The 16981-nt window shown below is 73.1% G+C and carries 22 protein-coding genes; 6 read left to right on the forward strand and 16 right to left on the reverse strand.

The annotated features are described in order from the left end of the window. Window positions 1-2: 2 nt before the first annotated feature. On the reverse strand, window positions 3-824 hold the full coding sequence (locus AB0H12_RS02330; protein WP_499620198.1) for an SDR family oxidoreductase: 822 nt from the start codon (window positions 822-824) through the stop codon (window positions 3-5). A gap of 211 nt (window positions 825-1035) precedes the next feature. Here AB0H12_RS02330 and AB0H12_RS02335 point away from each other — a divergent pair, with 211 nt between their 5' ends. The 3 genes from AB0H12_RS02335 to AB0H12_RS02345 all read left to right on the forward strand — a co-directional run bounded on the left by AB0H12_RS02335 (window position 1036) and on the right by AB0H12_RS02345 (window position 3351). Continuing rightward, window positions 1036-2208 carry a zinc-dependent alcohol dehydrogenase gene (locus AB0H12_RS02335; protein WP_499620199.1) on the forward strand — a complete coding sequence of 391 codons (1173 nt, stop codon included), beginning with the start codon at window positions 1036-1038 and terminating at the stop codon, window positions 2206-2208. A 17-nt stretch (window positions 2209-2225) separates the two neighbouring features. Then, entirely contained in the window at window positions 2226-2594 is a 369-nt protein-coding gene (locus tag AB0H12_RS02340; RefSeq protein WP_499620201.1) for a hypothetical protein, read from the forward strand. Between the two features lie 82 nt (window positions 2595-2676). Beyond that, the gene (locus tag AB0H12_RS02345; protein ID WP_499620202.1) at window positions 2677-3351 is read left to right on the forward strand and encodes a DUF6766 family protein; all 675 of its coding nucleotides are present in this window, start codon (window positions 2677-2679) and stop codon (window positions 3349-3351) included. A 13-nt stretch (window positions 3352-3364) separates the two neighbouring features. Here the strand turns inward: AB0H12_RS02345 and AB0H12_RS02350 are convergent, their stop codons facing one another. The 9 genes from AB0H12_RS02350 to AB0H12_RS02390 form a co-directional block, all read right to left on the reverse strand. Then, window positions 3365-3865 (reverse strand): DUF6328 family protein, encoded by a 501-nt coding sequence (locus AB0H12_RS02350; protein ID WP_499620203.1) that lies wholly within the window; start codon window positions 3863-3865, stop codon window positions 3365-3367. Window positions 3866-3894: 29 nt separating this feature from the next. Beyond that, window positions 3895-5070 carry a cytochrome P450 gene (locus AB0H12_RS02355; RefSeq protein WP_499620205.1) on the reverse strand — a complete coding sequence of 392 codons (1176 nt, stop codon included), beginning with the start codon at window positions 5068-5070 and terminating at the stop codon, window positions 3895-3897. Beyond that, the gene (locus AB0H12_RS02360; protein WP_499620206.1) at window positions 5061-5741 is read right to left on the reverse strand and encodes an SDR family oxidoreductase; all 681 of its coding nucleotides are present in this window, start codon (window positions 5739-5741) and stop codon (window positions 5061-5063) included. The genes AB0H12_RS02355 and AB0H12_RS02360 overlap by 10 nt, the downstream gene beginning before the upstream one ends. Beyond that, the gene (rfaE2, locus tag AB0H12_RS02365) at window positions 5741-7027 is read right to left on the reverse strand and encodes a D-glycero-beta-D-manno-heptose 1-phosphate adenylyltransferase (protein WP_499620207.1); all 1287 of its coding nucleotides are present in this window, start codon (window positions 7025-7027) and stop codon (window positions 5741-5743) included. The genes AB0H12_RS02360 and rfaE2 overlap by 1 nt, the downstream gene beginning before the upstream one ends. Window positions 7028-7170: 143 nt before the next feature. After that, window positions 7171-7794, reverse strand: coding sequence for a D-sedoheptulose-7-phosphate isomerase (locus tag AB0H12_RS02370; RefSeq protein WP_499620209.1), 624 nt, complete (start codon window positions 7792-7794; stop codon window positions 7171-7173). Beyond that, window positions 7791-8996 (reverse strand): glycosyltransferase, encoded by a 1206-nt coding sequence (locus tag AB0H12_RS02375; protein ID WP_499620210.1) that lies wholly within the window; start codon window positions 8994-8996, stop codon window positions 7791-7793. The genes AB0H12_RS02370 and AB0H12_RS02375 overlap by 4 nt, the downstream gene beginning before the upstream one ends. After that, window positions 8993-9871 (reverse strand): glycosyltransferase, encoded by an 879-nt coding sequence (locus AB0H12_RS02380; protein ID WP_499620211.1) that lies wholly within the window; start codon window positions 9869-9871, stop codon window positions 8993-8995. The genes AB0H12_RS02375 and AB0H12_RS02380 overlap by 4 nt, the downstream gene beginning before the upstream one ends. Beyond that, window positions 9868-10860, reverse strand: coding sequence for a glycosyltransferase family 9 protein (locus AB0H12_RS02385; RefSeq protein WP_499620212.1), 993 nt, complete (start codon window positions 10858-10860; stop codon window positions 9868-9870). The genes AB0H12_RS02380 and AB0H12_RS02385 overlap by 4 nt, the downstream gene beginning before the upstream one ends. Next, on the reverse strand, window positions 10857-11372 hold the full coding sequence (locus tag AB0H12_RS02390) for a D-glycero-alpha-D-manno-heptose-1,7-bisphosphate 7-phosphatase (RefSeq protein WP_499620213.1): 516 nt from the start codon (window positions 11370-11372) through the stop codon (window positions 10857-10859). The genes AB0H12_RS02385 and AB0H12_RS02390 overlap by 4 nt, the downstream gene beginning before the upstream one ends. Before the next feature lie 146 nt (window positions 11373-11518). Here AB0H12_RS02390 and AB0H12_RS02395 point away from each other — a divergent pair, with 146 nt between their 5' ends. After that, window positions 11519-12037: an SRPBCC family protein gene (locus tag AB0H12_RS02395; protein ID WP_499620214.1), complete on the forward strand. Its 519-nt coding sequence runs from the start codon at window positions 11519-11521 to the stop codon at window positions 12035-12037. Window positions 12038-12501: 464 nt separating this feature from the next. Here the strand turns inward: AB0H12_RS02395 and AB0H12_RS02400 are convergent, their stop codons facing one another. From AB0H12_RS02400 to AB0H12_RS02415, 4 genes are read right to left on the reverse strand one after another with little or no spacing between them, the layout of a single operon-like run. Then, window positions 12502-13032, reverse strand: a complete 531-nt coding sequence (locus AB0H12_RS02400) for a hypothetical protein (RefSeq protein WP_499620216.1) — start codon at window positions 13030-13032, stop codon at window positions 12502-12504. A gap of 4 nt (window positions 13033-13036) precedes the next feature. Then, window positions 13037-13765: a metallophosphoesterase family protein gene (locus AB0H12_RS02405; RefSeq protein ID WP_230570617.1), complete on the reverse strand. Its 729-nt coding sequence runs from the start codon at window positions 13763-13765 to the stop codon at window positions 13037-13039. Continuing rightward, window positions 13762-14010 carry a BON domain-containing protein gene (locus AB0H12_RS02410; protein WP_230570616.1) on the reverse strand — a complete coding sequence of 83 codons (249 nt, stop codon included), beginning with the start codon at window positions 14008-14010 and terminating at the stop codon, window positions 13762-13764. Before AB0H12_RS02410 ends, AB0H12_RS02405 begins: the two co-directional genes overlap by 4 nt. After that, a complete protein-coding gene (locus tag AB0H12_RS02415; protein ID WP_499620218.1) occupies window positions 14010-14579 on the reverse strand; it encodes a nucleotidyltransferase family protein in 570 nt (189 codons plus the stop codon). Before AB0H12_RS02415 ends, AB0H12_RS02410 begins: the two co-directional genes overlap by 1 nt. A gap of 76 nt (window positions 14580-14655) precedes the next feature. On the opposite strand from AB0H12_RS02415, the gene AB0H12_RS02420 reads away from it, so the two are divergent. After that, window positions 14656-14901 (forward strand): DUF6480 family protein, encoded by a 246-nt coding sequence (locus AB0H12_RS02420; protein ID WP_499620219.1) that lies wholly within the window; start codon window positions 14656-14658, stop codon window positions 14899-14901. A 24-nt stretch (window positions 14902-14925) separates the two neighbouring features. Here AB0H12_RS02420 and AB0H12_RS02425 read toward each other — a convergent pair whose 3' ends face one another. Further along, a complete protein-coding gene (locus AB0H12_RS02425; protein ID WP_499620221.1) occupies window positions 14926-15945 on the reverse strand; it encodes an NAD-dependent epimerase/dehydratase family protein in 1020 nt (339 codons plus the stop codon). Between AB0H12_RS02425 and AB0H12_RS02430 the strand changes: the two genes are divergently transcribed. Continuing rightward, window positions 15944-16732: a ZIP family metal transporter gene (locus AB0H12_RS02430; RefSeq protein WP_499620797.1), complete on the forward strand. Its 789-nt coding sequence runs from the start codon at window positions 15944-15946 to the stop codon at window positions 16730-16732. The two genes, AB0H12_RS02425 and AB0H12_RS02430, sit on opposite strands and share 2 nt — an antisense overlap. 1 nt (window position 16733) lies before the next feature. On the opposite strand, the gene AB0H12_RS02435 is transcribed toward AB0H12_RS02430, so the two are convergent. After that, entirely contained in the window at window positions 16734-16892 is a 159-nt protein-coding gene (locus AB0H12_RS02435) for a hypothetical protein (RefSeq protein ID WP_499620222.1), read from the reverse strand. Window positions 16893-16981 lie beyond the last annotated feature (89 nt).

Below are 16981 nucleotides of genomic sequence, written 5' to 3' on the forward strand. Positions count from 1 at the left end.
CGCTAGGGCTGCAACCAGCTCCGATCGGTGAGGAGTTGGCTCGCCTGCGGGCCCATCAAGGTCATGCCGCCGTCCACCACGAACGACGCGCCCGTCACGTACCCGGCCGCCGGCGTCGCGAGGAACGCCACCACGGCCGCCACCTCGCCGGCGTGCCCGGGACGGCCCAGCGGCACGCCCGGCCGGGGCTCGGTGCGCGGGTCCACGTCCTCCTGACCCGTCATCGGCGTGGAGATCTCGCCGGGCGCGACCGAGTTCACCGTGATGGCGTGCTCGGCCAGTTCCAGCGCCAGCACCTTGGTCAACGCCCCGAGCCCGGCCTTCGCCGCGCAGTACGGTGCCGCGCCGACCCGAGGCTGGTGCTCGTGGACGCTGGTGATGTTGATGATCCGACCGCCCCGACCCGCTTTGATCATGTGCTTGGCCGCGCGCTGCGCGCACAGGAACGCGCCGTCGAGGTCGACCGACAGCACACCGCGCCAGGTGTCGAAGTCCATGTCCATGGCCTTCTGCGCGGTGCCGGTGCCGGCGCAGTTCACCAGCACGTCGATGCCGCCCAGCTCGGCGGCCAGGTCGTCGACCGCGGACGCGGCGGTGGGCAGGTCGGTCAGGTCGAGTCGGCGCACGGCCGCCTGGACGCCCTTCTCCCGGACCTCCCGGGCGGTGGCCGAAGCGCCGTCGGCGTCGGCGTGGAACGTGATGCCGACGTCGACGCCGCCACCCGCCAGCGCGACCGCGACGGCCCTGCCGATGCCGGAGTCGGAGCCGGTCACGACCGCGCGCTGGGGCGCGCCCGCCCGGTCCTGCGGAAGTGGTGCGCTCATGCGCTGCGGGTACCCGTGGCGGTGTTTGCCACACGCCGTGCCGGGAACCCGAGGGCTCGATCGCGAGCCCACCCGCGAGGTCGCGTCGATCGTTCGCGCTCTTTCCCGGCGATCACGCTGTTCGATCGATCGTCGGGAACACAGGGCGTGGACGATCCACCGCCCTCGCCCGCCGTCTGCGGAGCAGCGGCCGTCCAACCCGGGAGCACCGATGAAGGCCGTCACCTGGCACGGCAAGCGGGACGTGCGCGTGGACACCGTGCCGGATCCGATCCTCAAGGAGCCGACCGACGTCGTCGTCCGCATCACGTCCACCGGCTTGTGCGGCTCCGACCTGCACCTGTACGAGGTGATGGGCCCGTTCATCGACGAGGGCGACATCCTCGGGCACGAGCCGATGGGCGTGGTCGAGGAGGTCGGCGCCGAGGTCACCGAGGTCGCGCCGGGCGACCGGGTCGTGGTGCCGTTCAACATCTCCTGCGGCGCGTGCTTCATGTGCGACCGCGGCCTGCAGTCGCAGTGCGAGACGACCCAGGTGCGCGAGCAGGGGTCGGGCGCGGCGCTGTTCGGCTACACCAAGCTGTACGGGCAGGTGCCCGGCGGGCAGGCCGAGTACCTGCGGGTGCCGTTCGGCAACACGCTGCCGATCAAGGTCCCGGACGGCCCGCCGGACGACCGGTTCGTCTACCTCTCCGACGTGCTGCCCACGGCGTGGCAGGCGGTGGAGTACGCGGGCACGCGGGACAGCCTGGTCGTGCTCGGGCTCGGCCCGATCGGCGACATGGCGACCCGGATCGCGCAGCACCGCGGCGTCGAGACGGTCATCGGGGTGGACCTCGTGCCCGAGCGCATGGCGCGGGCCCGCGGGCACGGCGTGACCGTGCTGAACGTGCGGGACAGCCACTTGGTGGACCACATCCGCGAGCTCACCGGCGGGCGCGGGCCGGAGGCCGTGATCGACGCCGTCGGCATGGAGGCGCACGGCGCGCCCGTCGCGAAGCTCGCCCACCAGGCCGTCGGCCTGCTGCCGGACGCCATCGCGGCGCCGTTCATGCGGACCGCGGGCGTGGACCGCCTGCACGCGCTGCGGTTGGCGATCGAGACCGTGCGGCGCGGCGGCACCATCTCGATCTCCGGCGTGTACGGCGGGATGGCCGACCCGATGCCGATGCTGACCCTGTTCGACAAGCAGGTGCAGCTGCGGATGGGCCAGGCCAACGTGTGGCGCTGGGTGCCGGAGATCCTGCCGCTGCTCACCGACGACGACCCGCTCGGCGTGGACGCCTTCGCCACCCACCACCTGCCGCTCGACGAGGCGCCGCACGCCTACGAGATCTTCCAGCGCAAGCAGGACAACGCCGTCAAAGTGCTGCTGCGCCCGTGAGGCGTTATCGTCCCACCATGATCCGCTTTCGGTGGTTGCGCGCCGTGGCGTTGCCGGTGGTGTTGGTGGCGGGCGGGTGCGGCACGGCCTCGGACGACCTGGTCCGGCGCGCGGCGGAGGAGTTCACGGCGGCGGTCGCCTCGGGCGACGCCGACCGGGCCTGCGGGTTGTTGACCGAACGCGCGCGCGAGGACGTGGAGTGCTCGTCGCTCGACGTGCCCGGTGGGACGGTGGAGGCGGTCGAGGTCTGGGGTGACGCGGCACAGGTCCACACCTCCGACGACGTGCTGTTCCTGCGGGAGCTGGCGGACGGGTGGCGGGTGGCGGGCGCGGGCTGCGAGTCGCAGGAGGAACGGCCGTACGCGTGCGAGGTGGGTGGACCGTGACGCAGCGCGGGATGTTCTACGCCTACCTGTTGGGTGTGCTGTGCCTGCTGGTGTACTTCAGCGTCATCGGGCTGGTGGGCCTGTGAGGAGGTTCCTGCGGGACAACGGCTTGGGGCTGGTGTTCGGCCTGCTGTGCCTGGCGACGCTGGTCGGGCAGGCGTTCGCGGGCAACGCGGACCTCAACAACCGGCGGCTCACCGACGGCGGTGACCCGATCGGCTTCTGGCAGTACGTGACCTCGTCGGACTTCGCCGTCGACGTGGCCGAGAACTGGCAGTCCGAGTACCTCCAGTTCTTCCTGTTCATCTTCGCCACGGTGTGGTTGATGCAGCGCGGCTCGCCCGAGTCGAAGCCGGCCGACCGCATGGGTTCGGAGTCCGACGAGGACCAACTGCTGGGCGAGCACGCGAAGGAGCAGTCGCCGCCGTGGGCGAAGGCGGGCGGCTGGCGCACGGCGCTGTACTCGAACTCGCTCGGCCTGGTGATGCTCGGCCTGTTCATCGGCTCGTGGCTGACCCAGTCGATCGCCGGGCGCAGCGCGTACAACAACGACCAGCTGAACACGTTCCAAGACCCGGTGACGTGGTGGGAGTACGTGCTGTCGGCCGACTTCTGGAACCGGTCGCTGCAGAACTGGCAGTCCGAGTTCCTGGCCATCGGCTCGATGGTGGTGTTGAGCGTCTACCTGCGCCAGCGGGGATCGCCGGAGTCCAAGCCCGTCGGCACCCCGCACAACAGCACGGACGAGACCGGCTGACCGGCACCGCCGCTCACTCGAGGCGGTCCTCGTCGTCCACGTCGTCGTCCGCGATGGTGTCCCGGCTGCGCTCGCGCCACGGCCACGCGAACCACAACGTGCCGAACAGCAGGGCCGCGAAGACGCCGAGCACGATGGCCACCCAGCCGCCGACGATGACCTCGGCGAGCAGCAGGATCGTGCCCGTCATGGCGACCGCGAGGGCCGCCAGCCCGACGATCGCGAAGCGGTTGGCCGCCTCGATCACGTCCTCCCGCCTGCCGCGGCGGAAGAGCAGCCGGTGCCAGGCCGCGGGCGCGGTGAGCAGCGCGACGGCGCACGCCGCGAACAGCACGGTGATCAGATGAGTGGCGCGGATGTAGCCGTCGGCCGTCGCGTAGCGCTCGGTGAACGCGATCGACAGCAGGAAGCCGAACAGGATCTGCACGCCGGCCTGCGCCACGCGCAGTTCCTGCAGCAACTCGTTGAGGTTGCGGGCCAATCTCCGTTGGTGTGACTCCTCAGCCTGACTCACCGCCCCCACGTACCCCTTGGAGGGGCCGTTCAACCATTACTACGGGTGACGAACGACAGCCCGAAGTGGTTCAGCGTCACGGGCAGCGGCGCGCGCACCGTCGGCACGTCCAGGTGGTCGCGCAAGGCGTCGAGCATCGTGCTGCCGGCGACCAGCGCGAGGTCGCGTCCGGGGCAGATGCCCGGACCGCCGCTGAACGGCACCAGGCCGGGATCGTTCGGCGCGGGCCAGTTGTCCGGCGCGTAGGAGTCGGCGTAGGGCAACCGGTCCGGGTCGCGGTGGAAGTACGGCACGAACACGACGAACGTGGTGCCGGCCGGTAGCCACGTGCCGTGCCAGCGGGTGGGTTCGGCGCTCTCGCGCAGGATCACCGGCGTCGTCGGCCACAACCGCGCCGACTCCCAGATCCCGGCCTCGCCCTCGCCGCCCATCGCCAGCGCGCGCATGGTCACGATGGCCGCCGCGTCGAACGCGAACAGCCAGTGCGGCGCCTGGCCGAGCAACTCCTCAGGTGCGCCGAGGCTCGCGAGGCTGCCGGGCTCGCGGCGGACCAGGTGGGCGCGCAACCGCTCCTCGAACCGCTCGCGCAGCGCGTCCCGGCGCGGGTGCAGGTAGCGGTTCGCGTTGCCGCGCAACGTGCTCAGCGCGTCGGTGAGCTCGACGTCCTCCCTCGCGAACGACCCGAGCACGACCCGCCGCGCCGCGCGCCACCACGCCTGGGCGAACGCGTCCCAGGTCAGCCCGCCGGTGCTGCGGACGTGCCGCAGCAGCAGGTCCGCCTCGTCGGCCACGATCCCCGGCACGTCGATCCGGTCCGGCCGCAGCGCGTCGTCGTTCACCGCGCGCCGCCGCGCCCGCTCCTCCCCCGTCGAGATCAGCGCGCCGTGCGGCTGGAAATGCGCCGGCGCGGCGGTCTTCTCGCGGGTGGCCAGGGCGAACGGAGACGGCGAGTCGGCCAGCAGCCGCGCCACGTCCACGGGGTCCAGCAGCAGCGCGATGCTGCGACCGGTCACCCGCAGCCGCAGGGGTTCCGGGCCGTACCGCGCGCGGAACCGCCTCATGGTGGCCACCGCGGCGGCGTCCGCCCGCACCTTCTCGGCCATGGCCATCACGGCCGGCCGGCGCACGACCACGCCGTTGGCCGCCGTCGGCAGCAGCACCCTGGCGAACGCCCGACCCGTGTCGAGCCGGGACGCTACGGCCAAGACCCCTCCTCGGCGTGGGCGACCACGAGTTCGCGCACCTCGCAGCCCTCGGGCTGGCGCAACGCGAACACGATCGCGTCGGCGACCCGCTCCGGCGGGTTCAGCTTGCTGTCGTCCGGCGGCCGGTACTGCTCGGCCCGGTCGTCGAAGAAGTGCGTGCGCATCCCGCCGGGGATCACCAGCGTGACGCCGACCCGCCCGGCGGTCTCGGCGGCCAGCGCCCTGGTGAAGCCGACCACGCCGAACTTCGAGGCGCAGTACGCGGTGGCGTCGCTGACCGCGCGCAACCCCAGCGTCGACGCGATGGTCACCACGCGACCGCCGTCCAGCATCGGCAACGCCGCCCGCACCACCGCCGCGGTGCCGAGCAGGTTCACCATCACCACGCGGTCCCAGTCCGCGCCGGACACGTCGTCCAGCCGGCCGCACGCGTCCGTGCCCGCCGCCGTGACGACGGCCCGCAGGCCGCCGTTGCGCTCGGCGATGGCCCGCACCGCGCGTTCCGCCGCCCTGGTGTCCGACAGGTCGACCGACTCGAAGTCGGCCACCTCCGGCGAGGACGGCGCGGCCTTGTCCAGCACCAGCGGGCGCCCGCCCAGCTCGTGCACCGCGTGCACCACGGCCGCGCCCAAGCCGGACGCGCCTCCGGTCACCAACACCTGGCCGAGCATCAGCCCCTCCTCGACAGCATCTCGGTGGTCGAACGGCCCCGGTGGTAGGGCACGACGACGGTCCGCCCGCCCCAGCCCCTCACCAGGTCCGCCTCCGGCAACGAATCAACGGTGTAGTCGCCGCCCTTGACCCACACGTCCGGGCGCAGGGCGGCCAGCACGCGCTCCGGCGTGTCGTCCTCGAACACCACCACGTCGTCCACGCAGCCCAGCGCGCGCAGCACCTCGACCCGGTCCTGCTCCCGGGTGACCGGCCGGTCCGGGCCCTTGAGCCGGCGCACGGACGCGTCGGAGTTCAGGCACACCACCAGGCAGTCGCCGAGCGACCGGGCGGCGCGCAGCGTGCGGACGTGGCCCGCGTGCAGCAGGTCGAAGCAGCCTCCGGTGGCGACGACCGTGCCGCCGCGCGCCCGCACCGCGTCTGCTGTGGACAGCCGGTCCACGGGCCGGAAGCCGGAGGCCCCGCCGCAGCGCAGGAACTCGGCGGCGGACGTCACGGCGTCGGCGACCGCGTCGTCCATGGCCGCGCCCTGCATGAGCCGTGCCGCGGCCGTCGCCGCGAACCGGTCGCCCGCACCGCACGGGTCGACCACGGGCACGCGCGGCGCGGGGACGGCGACCGGCGTGCCGCCGCCGTGCAGCAGCGCGCCGTCGGCGCCGAGCGTGACGACCACGGCCCGTGCCCGCCACCGGTCCCGCAGCGCCTCCAGGGCGTCCATCGGGTCGGCGTGACCGCTGAACGCCTTCGCCTCGGCGGCGTTCGGCGTGACCAGGCGGGCGCCGGGCACCGGGTCCGGACCGCGCGGGTGCGGGTCCCAGACCACCGGGCGGCGGGCGAGCACGCCGCGCAGCCGTTCATCGCGCGCCAGCCCGCGGCCGTAGTCGGAGACGAGCACGAAGTCGGCTTCCAGGACGGCGTCGAGCATGTCGTCGGTGGCGTGGGGCGTGCCGGGGCCGCCGCCCCGGTCGAGCCGGGCGATCGAGTGGTCGCCGCAGCGCAGCCGGGTCTTGACCGGCGTCGGCGTCGGCGAGGGCCCCAACACGGACGGCACCCGGGCCAGCTCGTCGCGCAGCCGGTGACCGTCCTCGTCGTCGGCGACGGCGGTGACGAGCGTGACGTTCACGCCGTCGGCCGCGGCCAGCGCGGCGGCCAGTCCCGCGCCACCGGGCCGCGCCCGTTCCTCCTGCACGTCCAGCACGGGCGCGGGCGCGTCCGGGCACAGCCGCTCGGCGGTGCCGAGCACGTCCACGTCGAGCAACGAGTCGCCGACGACGACGAGCTTCACGAGACCCTCCTGTGTTTGATCGCCGCTGCTCCGCAGACGGCGGACTCGGTCGCCTGGCCGAGTTCGATCTGCCGCTCCGCGGCGGGCGGGCCGCTCGCGCCTGATCTTCCGACGATCGAGAAGCGTGATCGCCGGAAGATGGGTCACGAACGACCGACGCGACCTCGCGGAGTGGGCATGATGTCGTTCAGCGCAGTGGCAGAGGAGCAGCGGCCATCCAACGCAGCTTCGAACGCCGCGCACAGCGCGTGGACCGCGACCAGTTGGGCCTCCTGCACGTTCGCGGGCTCGCCGGGCAGTGCCAGCACCTCGTCCACCACCTCCGCGAGCGGGTTCGGGGTGGGACCCGTCATCGCCCACACGTGCGCGCGCGCACGCCGGGCCGCCTTCGCCGCCTGGATCAGGTTCGGGCTGCGCCCGCTGGTCGACAGCAGCACGACCACGTCCCGCGGCCGGGCGTGCGCGGTGACCTGGCGGGCGAACACCTCTTCGTAGCCGTAGTCGTTGCCGATCGCGGTGACGCTGGACGACTCCGCGCACAGCGCGATCGCCGAGAACGGCCGCCGGTCGTCGCGGAACCGGCCGACGAGCTCGGCGGTCAGGTGCTGCGCCTCGGCGGCCGACCCGCCGTTGCCCGCCGCCAGCAGCCGCCCGCCGTCGGTGAGCCTGCGCGCCAGCACGCCGCCCCAGCGGGTCAGCCGCGGCGCCTGGGCGCGCAGCCCGGCCAGCGACTGGGCCAGTCCGTGCAGGTGGGTCTCGACGCTCATCGCGCACCTCCCACGGCCACGGCCTGACCCACCGTGACCCGCTCGTAGACGCGTTCGGTGTCCTCGGCGACCCGGCTCCACGTGTAGCGCACGCCGACCCGGTCCAGGCCCGCGAGCCCGCACGCCTCCCGCCGGGCCTGGTCGGCCAGCAGCGAGTGCAGCGCACGGGCCAGCGCGGACGGGTCGCGCGGCGGCACGAGCACGCCGGTCACACCGTCCACCACGGTGTCGATCAGGCCGCCGACGGCGGTGGCCACCACCGGCACGCCGCACGCCATGGCCTCCAGCGGCACGATGCCGAACGGCTCGTACCAGGGCACGCACGCCACCACGTCGGCCGAGCGCAGCAACTCGGGCATGGCGTCCCGCGAGACCTGTCCGGCCAGCCGCAGCCGCCCGCGCACGCCGACGCGTTCCGCGTGCTCCGCCAGCCGCCGGGCCTCCGGGTCGGATTCGACGTCCACCGGGCCGCCCGCGATGACCAGCTCGGTGTCCGGCAACGACCGCAGCGCGGTGATCAGGTCCTGGAAGCCCTTGCGCGGCACCAGCCTGCCGACGGAGACGATCCGGTGCGGATGGCTGCGGCGGGCGGTCGGGCCGTCGGGCCGAAAGCGCACCGGGTCCACCCCGCACGGCACGACGGAGATCCGCGAGCGCCGCACGCCCATGCGCATCAGCTCGGCCACCTCGTCGTCGCACGTCGCGGCGATCCGGTCGGCCTCGCGCCCGATCATCCGCTCGATGCCGATCCGCTCGGCCGGGCTGGTGTCGTCCGCGCCCTGGTGGTGGCGCTTCACCGTGCCCAGGGCGTGGTAGGTCTGCACGACGGGCACGCCGACCTTGCGCGCCGCGAGCACCGAGGCCAAGCCGGACATCCAGAAGTGCGCGTGCACGACGTCGGGCCGCTCCTCGTACCACCGCTGCTCCAGGAAGCGGGCGAACTCGCCCATGTGCGGCAGCAGCTCGTCCTTCGGCACCGTGCGGGCGGGACCGGCGGGCACGTGCACGACCTCGTAGCCCTGCTCGGCGCGCACCCGCTCGGGCAGGTCCGGGTCGTCCCGACGGGTGTGGACCACCACGTCGTGCCCCAGTGCCGACAACGCCGCCGACAACGCGGCGACGTGCACGTTCTGCCCACCGGCGTCGACCCCGCCCAGGGCGGCCAACGGGCTGGCGTGCTCGGACACCATCGCGATCCTCATCCGCTCACTCCTGTCAGCAACCGGTCCCAACTCCGCAGGAAGGCGTCGAGCCCGTACCGGGCCAGGGCGAACTCCCTGGCTTGCTTTCCCTTCTGCCTGGCCAGCGCGGGGTCCGCGACCAACTCGGACACGGCCCGCACCAGCTCGTCCACGTCGGTGGACACCACGCCCGCCTCCGGCGGCACCGCGCGCACCGCTTCGGTGCACGCCAACGCCACCACGGGCATCCCCAGGTGCATCGCCTCGATCAGCGACAGCCCCAGCGACGTCCACCGCACCGGGTGCAGGTAGAGCCGTCGCAGGGCCAGTTCCCGGTGCAGCGACTCCAGGTCGTGGTCGCCGCGCCCCATCGCGCCCAGCTTGCGGGTCTTCATGCCGTAGACGTCCAGCGGCGCCGCCTCGGCGAACCGCGGCAGCAGGTCCGTGCCGACCGCCCGGCCGCGGCGCACCGGGTCGTTGACCACGACGGCCGCGCGGGGCAGCTCACCGGTGTACCGGAGGCCGGGGTCGACCACGCCGTGCTCGATGACCACCGTGCTGGCGGTGCCGCAGTCCCACATCAGGTCGTTGAAGTGGGTGACGTGGACGATCGTGCCGGACCAGTCCTTGAGCGGGTGCGCCTGGTTCGGGAACTTGGGTGTGTTGTGCTCCAGGTACACGACCGGGATCCCGGTGGGCACCAGGCCGACTTCCGCCGGCCGTTGCAGCACCGCGATGTCCGCGTCCACTTCGGACACGTCGACCTCGCGGGCCGCGGGCCAGTCGCGCCCGGACAGGCCGATGCCGTTGGGCGGCCCCGGGATCAGGTACTCGTGACCGCCGCGGACGAAGGCGTTCGTCCACGAGCCGTGCACGTGCCACAGCAGGATCTTCACGTCCGCACCCCCGCGAGTTCGGCGACGGCGGTGACGACCTGGTCGGCCGTCACCCGGTCAAGGCACGGGTGGCCGGGCACCGCGCACTCGCGTGCGCGCGACTCGCGGCACGCGGCGCCCTGGTCGCCCAGCAACACGTGCGGCCCGTGCGGCGCCCACCGACTGGCGGGCACGACGGGTGAGAACAAGGACACGACCGGCGTGCCGACCGCAGCGGCGAGGTGCGCCGGTCCGGTGTTGCCGACCACGACGGCGTCCGCGCGGGCCAGCAGCCCGGCCAGTTCGGCGAACGTCGTCCGGCCGCCGAGGTCGACGCCGTGCGTGCCGGCCACGTGCCTGGTCAACGCGGTCTCGTTCGGCCCGCCGGTGACCAGGACGCGGTGCCCGGCTCCGGTGAGCGCCGTGACGGCCTCGGCGCACCGGTCGGGCGACCAGGCGCGGGCGGGCACGGAGGCGCCGGGGTGCAGGACGACGTACGGCCCGATCTCGGTCGGTTCCGGTGGCGCGGTGATCGCCAACCGGCCGTCGTCGCCCGGTGGGAGGTCGAAACCGGCGGCGCGGGCGACTTCGAGCGCGCGTTCGGCTTCCGGGAGGTCGGGGTCGTCGCGCAGCCGGACGTCGAGGAGCGAGCCGGGGTAGTCCGTGGAGCGGGCCACGACCTTCGGCACGCCGGCGAGCTTGAGGAGCAGGGCGAGCGGCAGGGGGCTCTGGTGGAAGGAGGTGAGGATCAGGGCCACGTCGGCGCGGATCCCCTTGAGCAGGGCGACGATCCCCTCGATGTCCGGGGTTCGCACGTCGGGCGCCGGGTAGGCGATCCACGGGCAGTCCCACCGCACGACGCGCTGCACGCCGGGCAGCAGTTCGGCCGCCTGCGCACCGGAATGACCGCACAGCAGCACGACCTCGCCCGCGTGCGCGGCGGCGCGCACGGCCGGTCCCGCGAGCAGCACGTCGCCGTCGCTGTCGAGTCGGGCCACCAGTGTCCTCATAGGACCATCGCCAGTGCGGATCGCAGGTTTGGCGCGGTGCGGGGAGCGCGGTCGACCTCGTCGGGCAGGGTGGCGGGAGTGGGCACGAGGATCGGCGTCGCGCCGGCGGCGAGGGCGGCTTCGACGTCCGCCTCGATGTCGCCGATGAAGTAGGTGCGCTCGGGGCGTGCGCCGAGGGCCGCGCAGGCGCGGAGGATCATGGTGGGCGCGGGTTTGCGGCACTCGCAGCCGTCGTCCGGGTGGTGCGGGCACACCTGCCACGTGCCGAACCGGCCGAGCAGGACCTCGACTTCGGCGTTCACCGCGTCCACTTGGGAGTGGGTGAGCAGACCGCGACCGATACCCGACTGGTTGCTGACGACTCCCGTGCGCACCCCGTGAGCGCGGAGCACCCGTAGGACGTCTCGCGCGCCGGGCATCGGGCGCACCCGGTCCGGGTCGCCGTTGTAGGGCACGTCGCTGATGAGCGTGCCGTCGCGGTCGAAGAGAACCGCGTCGGGGTACTGGTCCACAGAGGAGAGTTAGCCGGTGTGGAGAGAAGCAAACGCTTCCCGGTGAGGCGCTACTCACCGTCACCCCGAGGTGGGGCGGATGTGTGTGGAGCCGCCCTCACGGGTACCCGGTTGTCGAACTCGATTCCCGAGGAGAGGTTGTTGCAGTGACGACGATCGAGAAGTCCGTGGACGTCGAGGTCCCGGTCACGACCGCGTACAACCAGTGGACGCAGTTCGAGTCGTTCCCGCAGTTCATGGAGGGTGTCGAGCGCATCACCCAGGTCACTCCCACCCGGACCCACTGGGTCACCAAGATCGGTGGTGTGACCAGGGAGTTCGATGCCGAGATCACCGAGCAGCACCCTGACGAGCGGGTCGCGTGGCACACCGTCGACGGTCCGCCGCAGGGTGGTGTGGTGACGTTCCACCGGCTCGACGACCGCCGGACGCGCGTGCACGTGCAGATGGAGTACGACCCGCAGACGCTCACCGAGAAGGCCGGTGCGGCGACGGGCGTAATCGGACACCGCGTTTCCAGCGACCTGGAGCGGTTCAAGGAGTTCATCGAGGGTCGCGGCCTGGAGACGGGCGCGTGGCGCGGTGACGTGAGCCGACCGCCGCAGGCCGGCGAGACGCGCCACGACCTGCCGGACGCCGGACGCCCGGGTGATCCGCTGCGATGAGCCGGCAGGCGGTTCGGGAGCCGCGGGATCGGAGTCGGTCACACCCCCCGATCCCCCAGCCCCGGCCGCCGGTCGACGGCAGCTGACCGTTCCCGGTCGACCGCCGTTCGCGAGCGACGCGCGGAAGCCCCGCCGACTTCGGTTGGCGGGGCTTCCGCGTGTCCGGGGTTGGTCGCGGGACGGCGGTGGTCGGGGGCGGACGGCGGTGGGTCGGAGGCGATGGGCCGGCGGTCGACGGCCGGTTCGGAGCGGGCGGGGACAACGGGGCGGCGGTGGGCGGGCGCGGTGGGCGGGCGCGGTCGGCGGCGGGGTCGGCGGTTGGCGGCGGGGTGGTCGGGGGTCGGTCTCGTGGCGTGGATGCGCAAGGCCCGCGGGTGCTCCGGACCCGCGGGCCTTGCGAGTGTTCTTCCCAGGGGCGTTTCCCTGCCGGGTTCTCCTGGCCGTCCGTCCCCAGCCGTGCTCCGCTAGCCGTCCTTCAGCCGTTCGAACAGCTGGCCCACCGACCGCCGCAGCGCCGAGGCCGCGTCGCCGAGCAGCGAGCCCGACTCGGGAGGGCTGCCGTTCACGGGCCGTTCGGCCGCCTCGGAGGTCTCCGAGTCCACGTCCTGGGCCAGCAACTCGCGCAACACCTCCAACACCACCTCCGGGTGCCCGAGCGGCACGGGGGCGGCGAAGGTCTGGGCCGAGCTGATCAGGTCCTGGTGCCGCCGGATCAGCTCCCCGACCCCGGCGCCGGCCGCCGCGCCCGCCACGAGGTGCACCGGCACCTCGCGGTCGGCGAACTCGGACAGGACCTCGTCCACTTCGTGCCACGGCTCGTCCGCCGCGGGCAGTCGGCACCACATGACCTGCAGGTACTCCGTCAACGGCCGCCACGTGCCCGGCAGGTCGCCATGCCTGCCGACACCGGCCGGGTCGAGGACGATCACCGCCGGCGCGTCGGGCGGCCCCGCCCACACCACGGACGGACCGCCGCTCCTGGGTTCCTCCTGCATGCGGCTACACCTCCACCACGGCTGGTTCCACGCAGTAGACCGTGTACGCCGACCGGATGACCGGCTGCGCGACGTTGCGCACCCGCACGCCGCCGGGCGTCATGCCGTGCTCGTTGCCGAAGTGCGCGTGCCCGTGCACGGCCAGCTGCGTGTCGTTGGCGTCGATCGCCTCGCCGAGCAGGTAGGACCCGAGGAACGGGTAGATCTCCGGCGGCTCGCCCCGCAACGTGTCCGGCACCGGCGCGTAGTGCGTCAACGCCACCTTCACGTCGGTGTCGAGGCTGCCGAGGGCCGCGGCGAGCGAGTCGGCGATCTCGCTGGTGTGCCGGATGAACGCCTTCATCTCCGGCTCGCCGAACGCGCTGCCGCACTTGCCCGCGAACCCGCCGCCGAAGCCCTTCACGCCGGCGACGCCCAACGTGTGGCCGTTCACGCCGATCGTGGTCGCCTCGCCCTCCAGCACGGTGATGCCCGCGTCGCGGAGCACGGCGGTGACCTCGTCCGGCTGGTCGTCGTGGTGGTCGTGGTTGCCCAGCACCGCGACCACGGGCACGGCCAGGCCGCCGAACTCGTCGGCCACCACCCGCGCCTCGGACACCGTGCCGTGCCGGGTCAGGTCACCGGCCAGCAGCAGCACGTCGGCGCAGTCGCCGAGCTCCTCCAACGCGGGCCGCAACCGACCGCGCGCGTCTTCGCCCAGGTGCACGTCACCCACCGCGGCGATGCGGATCATCGAAGCTCCTCTCGGCCGACCGGCGCTTCGGACGGCACCACCTTCACGTCGTCGAGCACGGTCAACTCCGGGGCCACGTCGTGGATCACGGCTTCGAGCTCGGCGCGGCGTTCCGGACTGGCCACGTCACCGGACAGCAGCACGTGGTCACCGCGCACGGTGACCCGCACGCCCAACTCGGTGGTGCGCGGGTCCTCGGCCAACGCCTGGCGGAGCCGGGCGGAGAGGTACTGTTCTGCGGTCATCAGGCGCTCCTGGTCATCGGTGAGGGCAGGAGGTCGAGGCGTTCGACGAGCACGAGGAACGCCTCGGCGTACGGGGAGTGCTTGGTCGCCGCGCGGACGTGCTCCCAGTCGATCTGCTCGCGCAGCGCGCGGGCGAACGGCAGCAGCTCGCTGAAGTCGCAGCGGTGGCCGTCGAGGACCAGCAACTTGCCGATCAGCACCTCGGTGGCCGGCATGACCGGCAGCACCACCGAGCCGACCTGCAGGTCCTCGGCCCGGGCCAGCGTCGCGTCGGTCACCGGCACCTCGTTGGGCCGGAACAGCAGGTCCACCAGCGAGTCGCCGTCGTAGACCTTGAGCAGCCAGTCCTCGGGCGGTGTCGCGGCACGCATGCCGACCGAGACGAGCGCGCTCACCGCCGCACTGGCGTCCTCTTCCCGGACCAGGATGTCCACGTCGTGCTCCGTCGCGGGACCACCTCTCGCGTACACCGCGCACCCGCCCGCCAGGGCGAAGGGGATCTCCTGCGCGCGCAGGGCTTTGGCGACCTTCGTCAACGTGCGCAGCAACTCGTCTTGGACACCGCTCATGCCTGCTGATTACCCGTACGGCTGGGTCTTCACACGGCTGCGGGTAGCGCCGTCCACACGGGGTAGTCCACTCGGCATGACTGCCACACCGCCCGACCCGGACCCGGCCCGCACCCCCGGTCTCGAGCCCGGTGGCGGGGTCGCGCCCGGCGAGACACCGCCCGATTCGGGTCAGACCTCCGGCCTGTCCCACCCGCAGCCGATGCCGTCGCGGCGGGCCCCGATCATCACGCTGGTGGCCGTGCTGATCGTGACGCTGCTGGCGCTGGCGTTCGTCGTGGCCCAGGTGATGGGGTGGACGAACCTGTTCGAGGGGTACTGACGGGTCCGCACGGGAAGGGCCGGGTCAGGGCTTCAGCGGAGGGCTGGGGTGCAGGCCCTCCTTGCGGCCGAGGCCGTCGAGGAGTTGGGCCAGGGTGTCGCGGGCGTTGTGCCGCGGCGCCCAGCCGAGCCGGGCGAACGCCTTCGTGGCGTCCAGCAGCGGCGCGGTGAGGGCCAGGTCGACCCAGCCGTGCGAGGTGGGTTGGAGCCGCAGGCGCCAGCTGATCCGCGCGGCGTTGCGGAGGACGGCCGGTGGGATGGCCACGTGCCGCGTGCCCATGACCTCGGCGAGCACCTGCGGGGTCACGACCGGCTCGGAGACCAGGTTGAACGCCCCCTCGGCCCGCGTGGTGAAGATCTTCACGAGGGCGTCGGCCACGTCGTCGGCGTGCACGAACTGCAGCACCATCGTGCGAGGCAGGGGCAGGGCGGGCAGCTTGGCGAGGACCTCGGGCCGGAACAGGGCGCGCGGGACCAGGGGCCCGAGGAAGTACCGCTTGATCTCGGCCGCCGCCGCGGGCTGCAGGACCAGACCGGGGCGGACGCGGGTGACGACGAGGCGCGGGTGTTCGCGTTCGACCTGGTCGAGCAGGTGCTCGACGGCCGCCTTGTGCCGGCTGTAGTAGGAGTTCACGAGACCGTCGGTGGGCCACGTCTCGTCCACGGTGTGGTCTTTCGAGGCCGGTGAGTACGCGCCGACGGACGACATGTGGACGAGGTGCGGGACGCCGGCCTTCACGACGGCGGCGAACACGCGCTCGCTGCCGGCGACGTTGGTCCGGTAGAGGACGCGTTCGTCGTGGCCGGGTTGGATGCGCCAGGCGAGGTGCACGACGGCGTCGGCGTCCCGGAAGGCCTCGGCGAGGGGTTCCTCCGCCCCTTCGCGGCTGAGGTCGACCGGGGTCCACGTGACGGTGTCGTACGGCGGTTCGACGGCGGGCGGACGGCGGGAGGTGCCGTGCACGGCGATGTCCGGTTCGTGGGCGAGCCGGCGCAGGAGCGCGGTGCCCAGATTGCCGGTGGCGCCGGTGACGACGATCCTCATGGCGGTCGGGTACCCGCGCGGGCCGGGTGCGACACGGGGAGGTCGGGTGTTGCAGGCGGCTGGGTGGGGGTTGCTGGCCGGGTCGGCGCTGGTGCTCGGCGCGCTCGTGGGCTACCTGGCGCGGGTGCCGCGAGGTGTGGTCGCCGGCGTGATGGGGTTCGGCAGCGGCGTGCTGATGTCGGCGGTGTCGTTCGACCTGATCGACGAGGCCCACGAGCTGGGCGGACTGCTGCCCACGGCGTCCGGCGCCGCGCTCGGCGCCCTGGTCTACACGGCGGCCAATGTGGCGTTGGCCAAGCGCGGCGCGCGCCACCGGAAGCGGTCGGGCGGGTTGCAGCCGTCGGAGTCGGAGCACGGCGGGTCGGGCTCGGCGATCGCGGTCGGCGCGCTGCTGGACGGCATCCCGGAGTCGGTGGTGATCGGGGCGAGCCTGCTCGGCGGCGGCGGGGTGAGCGCGGTGACCGTGGCGGCGGTGTTCGTCAGCAACGTGCCGGAGGGGCTGTCATCGGCCGCGGGCATGCGGCGGGCCGGTCGGTCGCGGCGGTACGTGTTCGGCCTCTGGACCGCGATAGCGCTGGTGAGCGGCCTGGCGGCGATGGCGGGCCGCGGCCTGGCGGCCGACGCGTCGCCGCAGTGGCTCGCCGCGATCACGGCGTTCGCGGGCGGGGCGATCCTGGCCATGATCGCCGACACCATGATCCCCGAGGCGTTCGACGACGCCCACCTGCTGGTGGGCGTGGTCACGGTCGCGGGCTTCCTGAGCGCGTTCGCGCTGTCGCACGTCTGAGCTACTTGATCAGGGGGATCCCGAGGAACACCAGGCCGCCGAACAGCGTTGCCACGGCAACACCCACCAGGATCGGCTGCACCCAGTCCTCCCTCTTGCGGGCGAACCAGGCGAAACCGAGGAAGACCACCACTAACGCGATCAGCCGCCAGTCGACCACGACACTCTCCCTCCGAATATTCGCGAACGTTCGCGAACGCTGCGAACGACGGTACGCTGACACCTGCCGAACCGGCAACACGGGAGAGT

It is taken from the genome of Actinosynnema sp. NPDC023794 (assembly GCF_040639675.1).
GTDB classification, from domain to species: domain Bacteria; phylum Actinomycetota; class Actinomycetes; order Mycobacteriales; family Pseudonocardiaceae; genus Actinosynnema; species Actinosynnema luteola.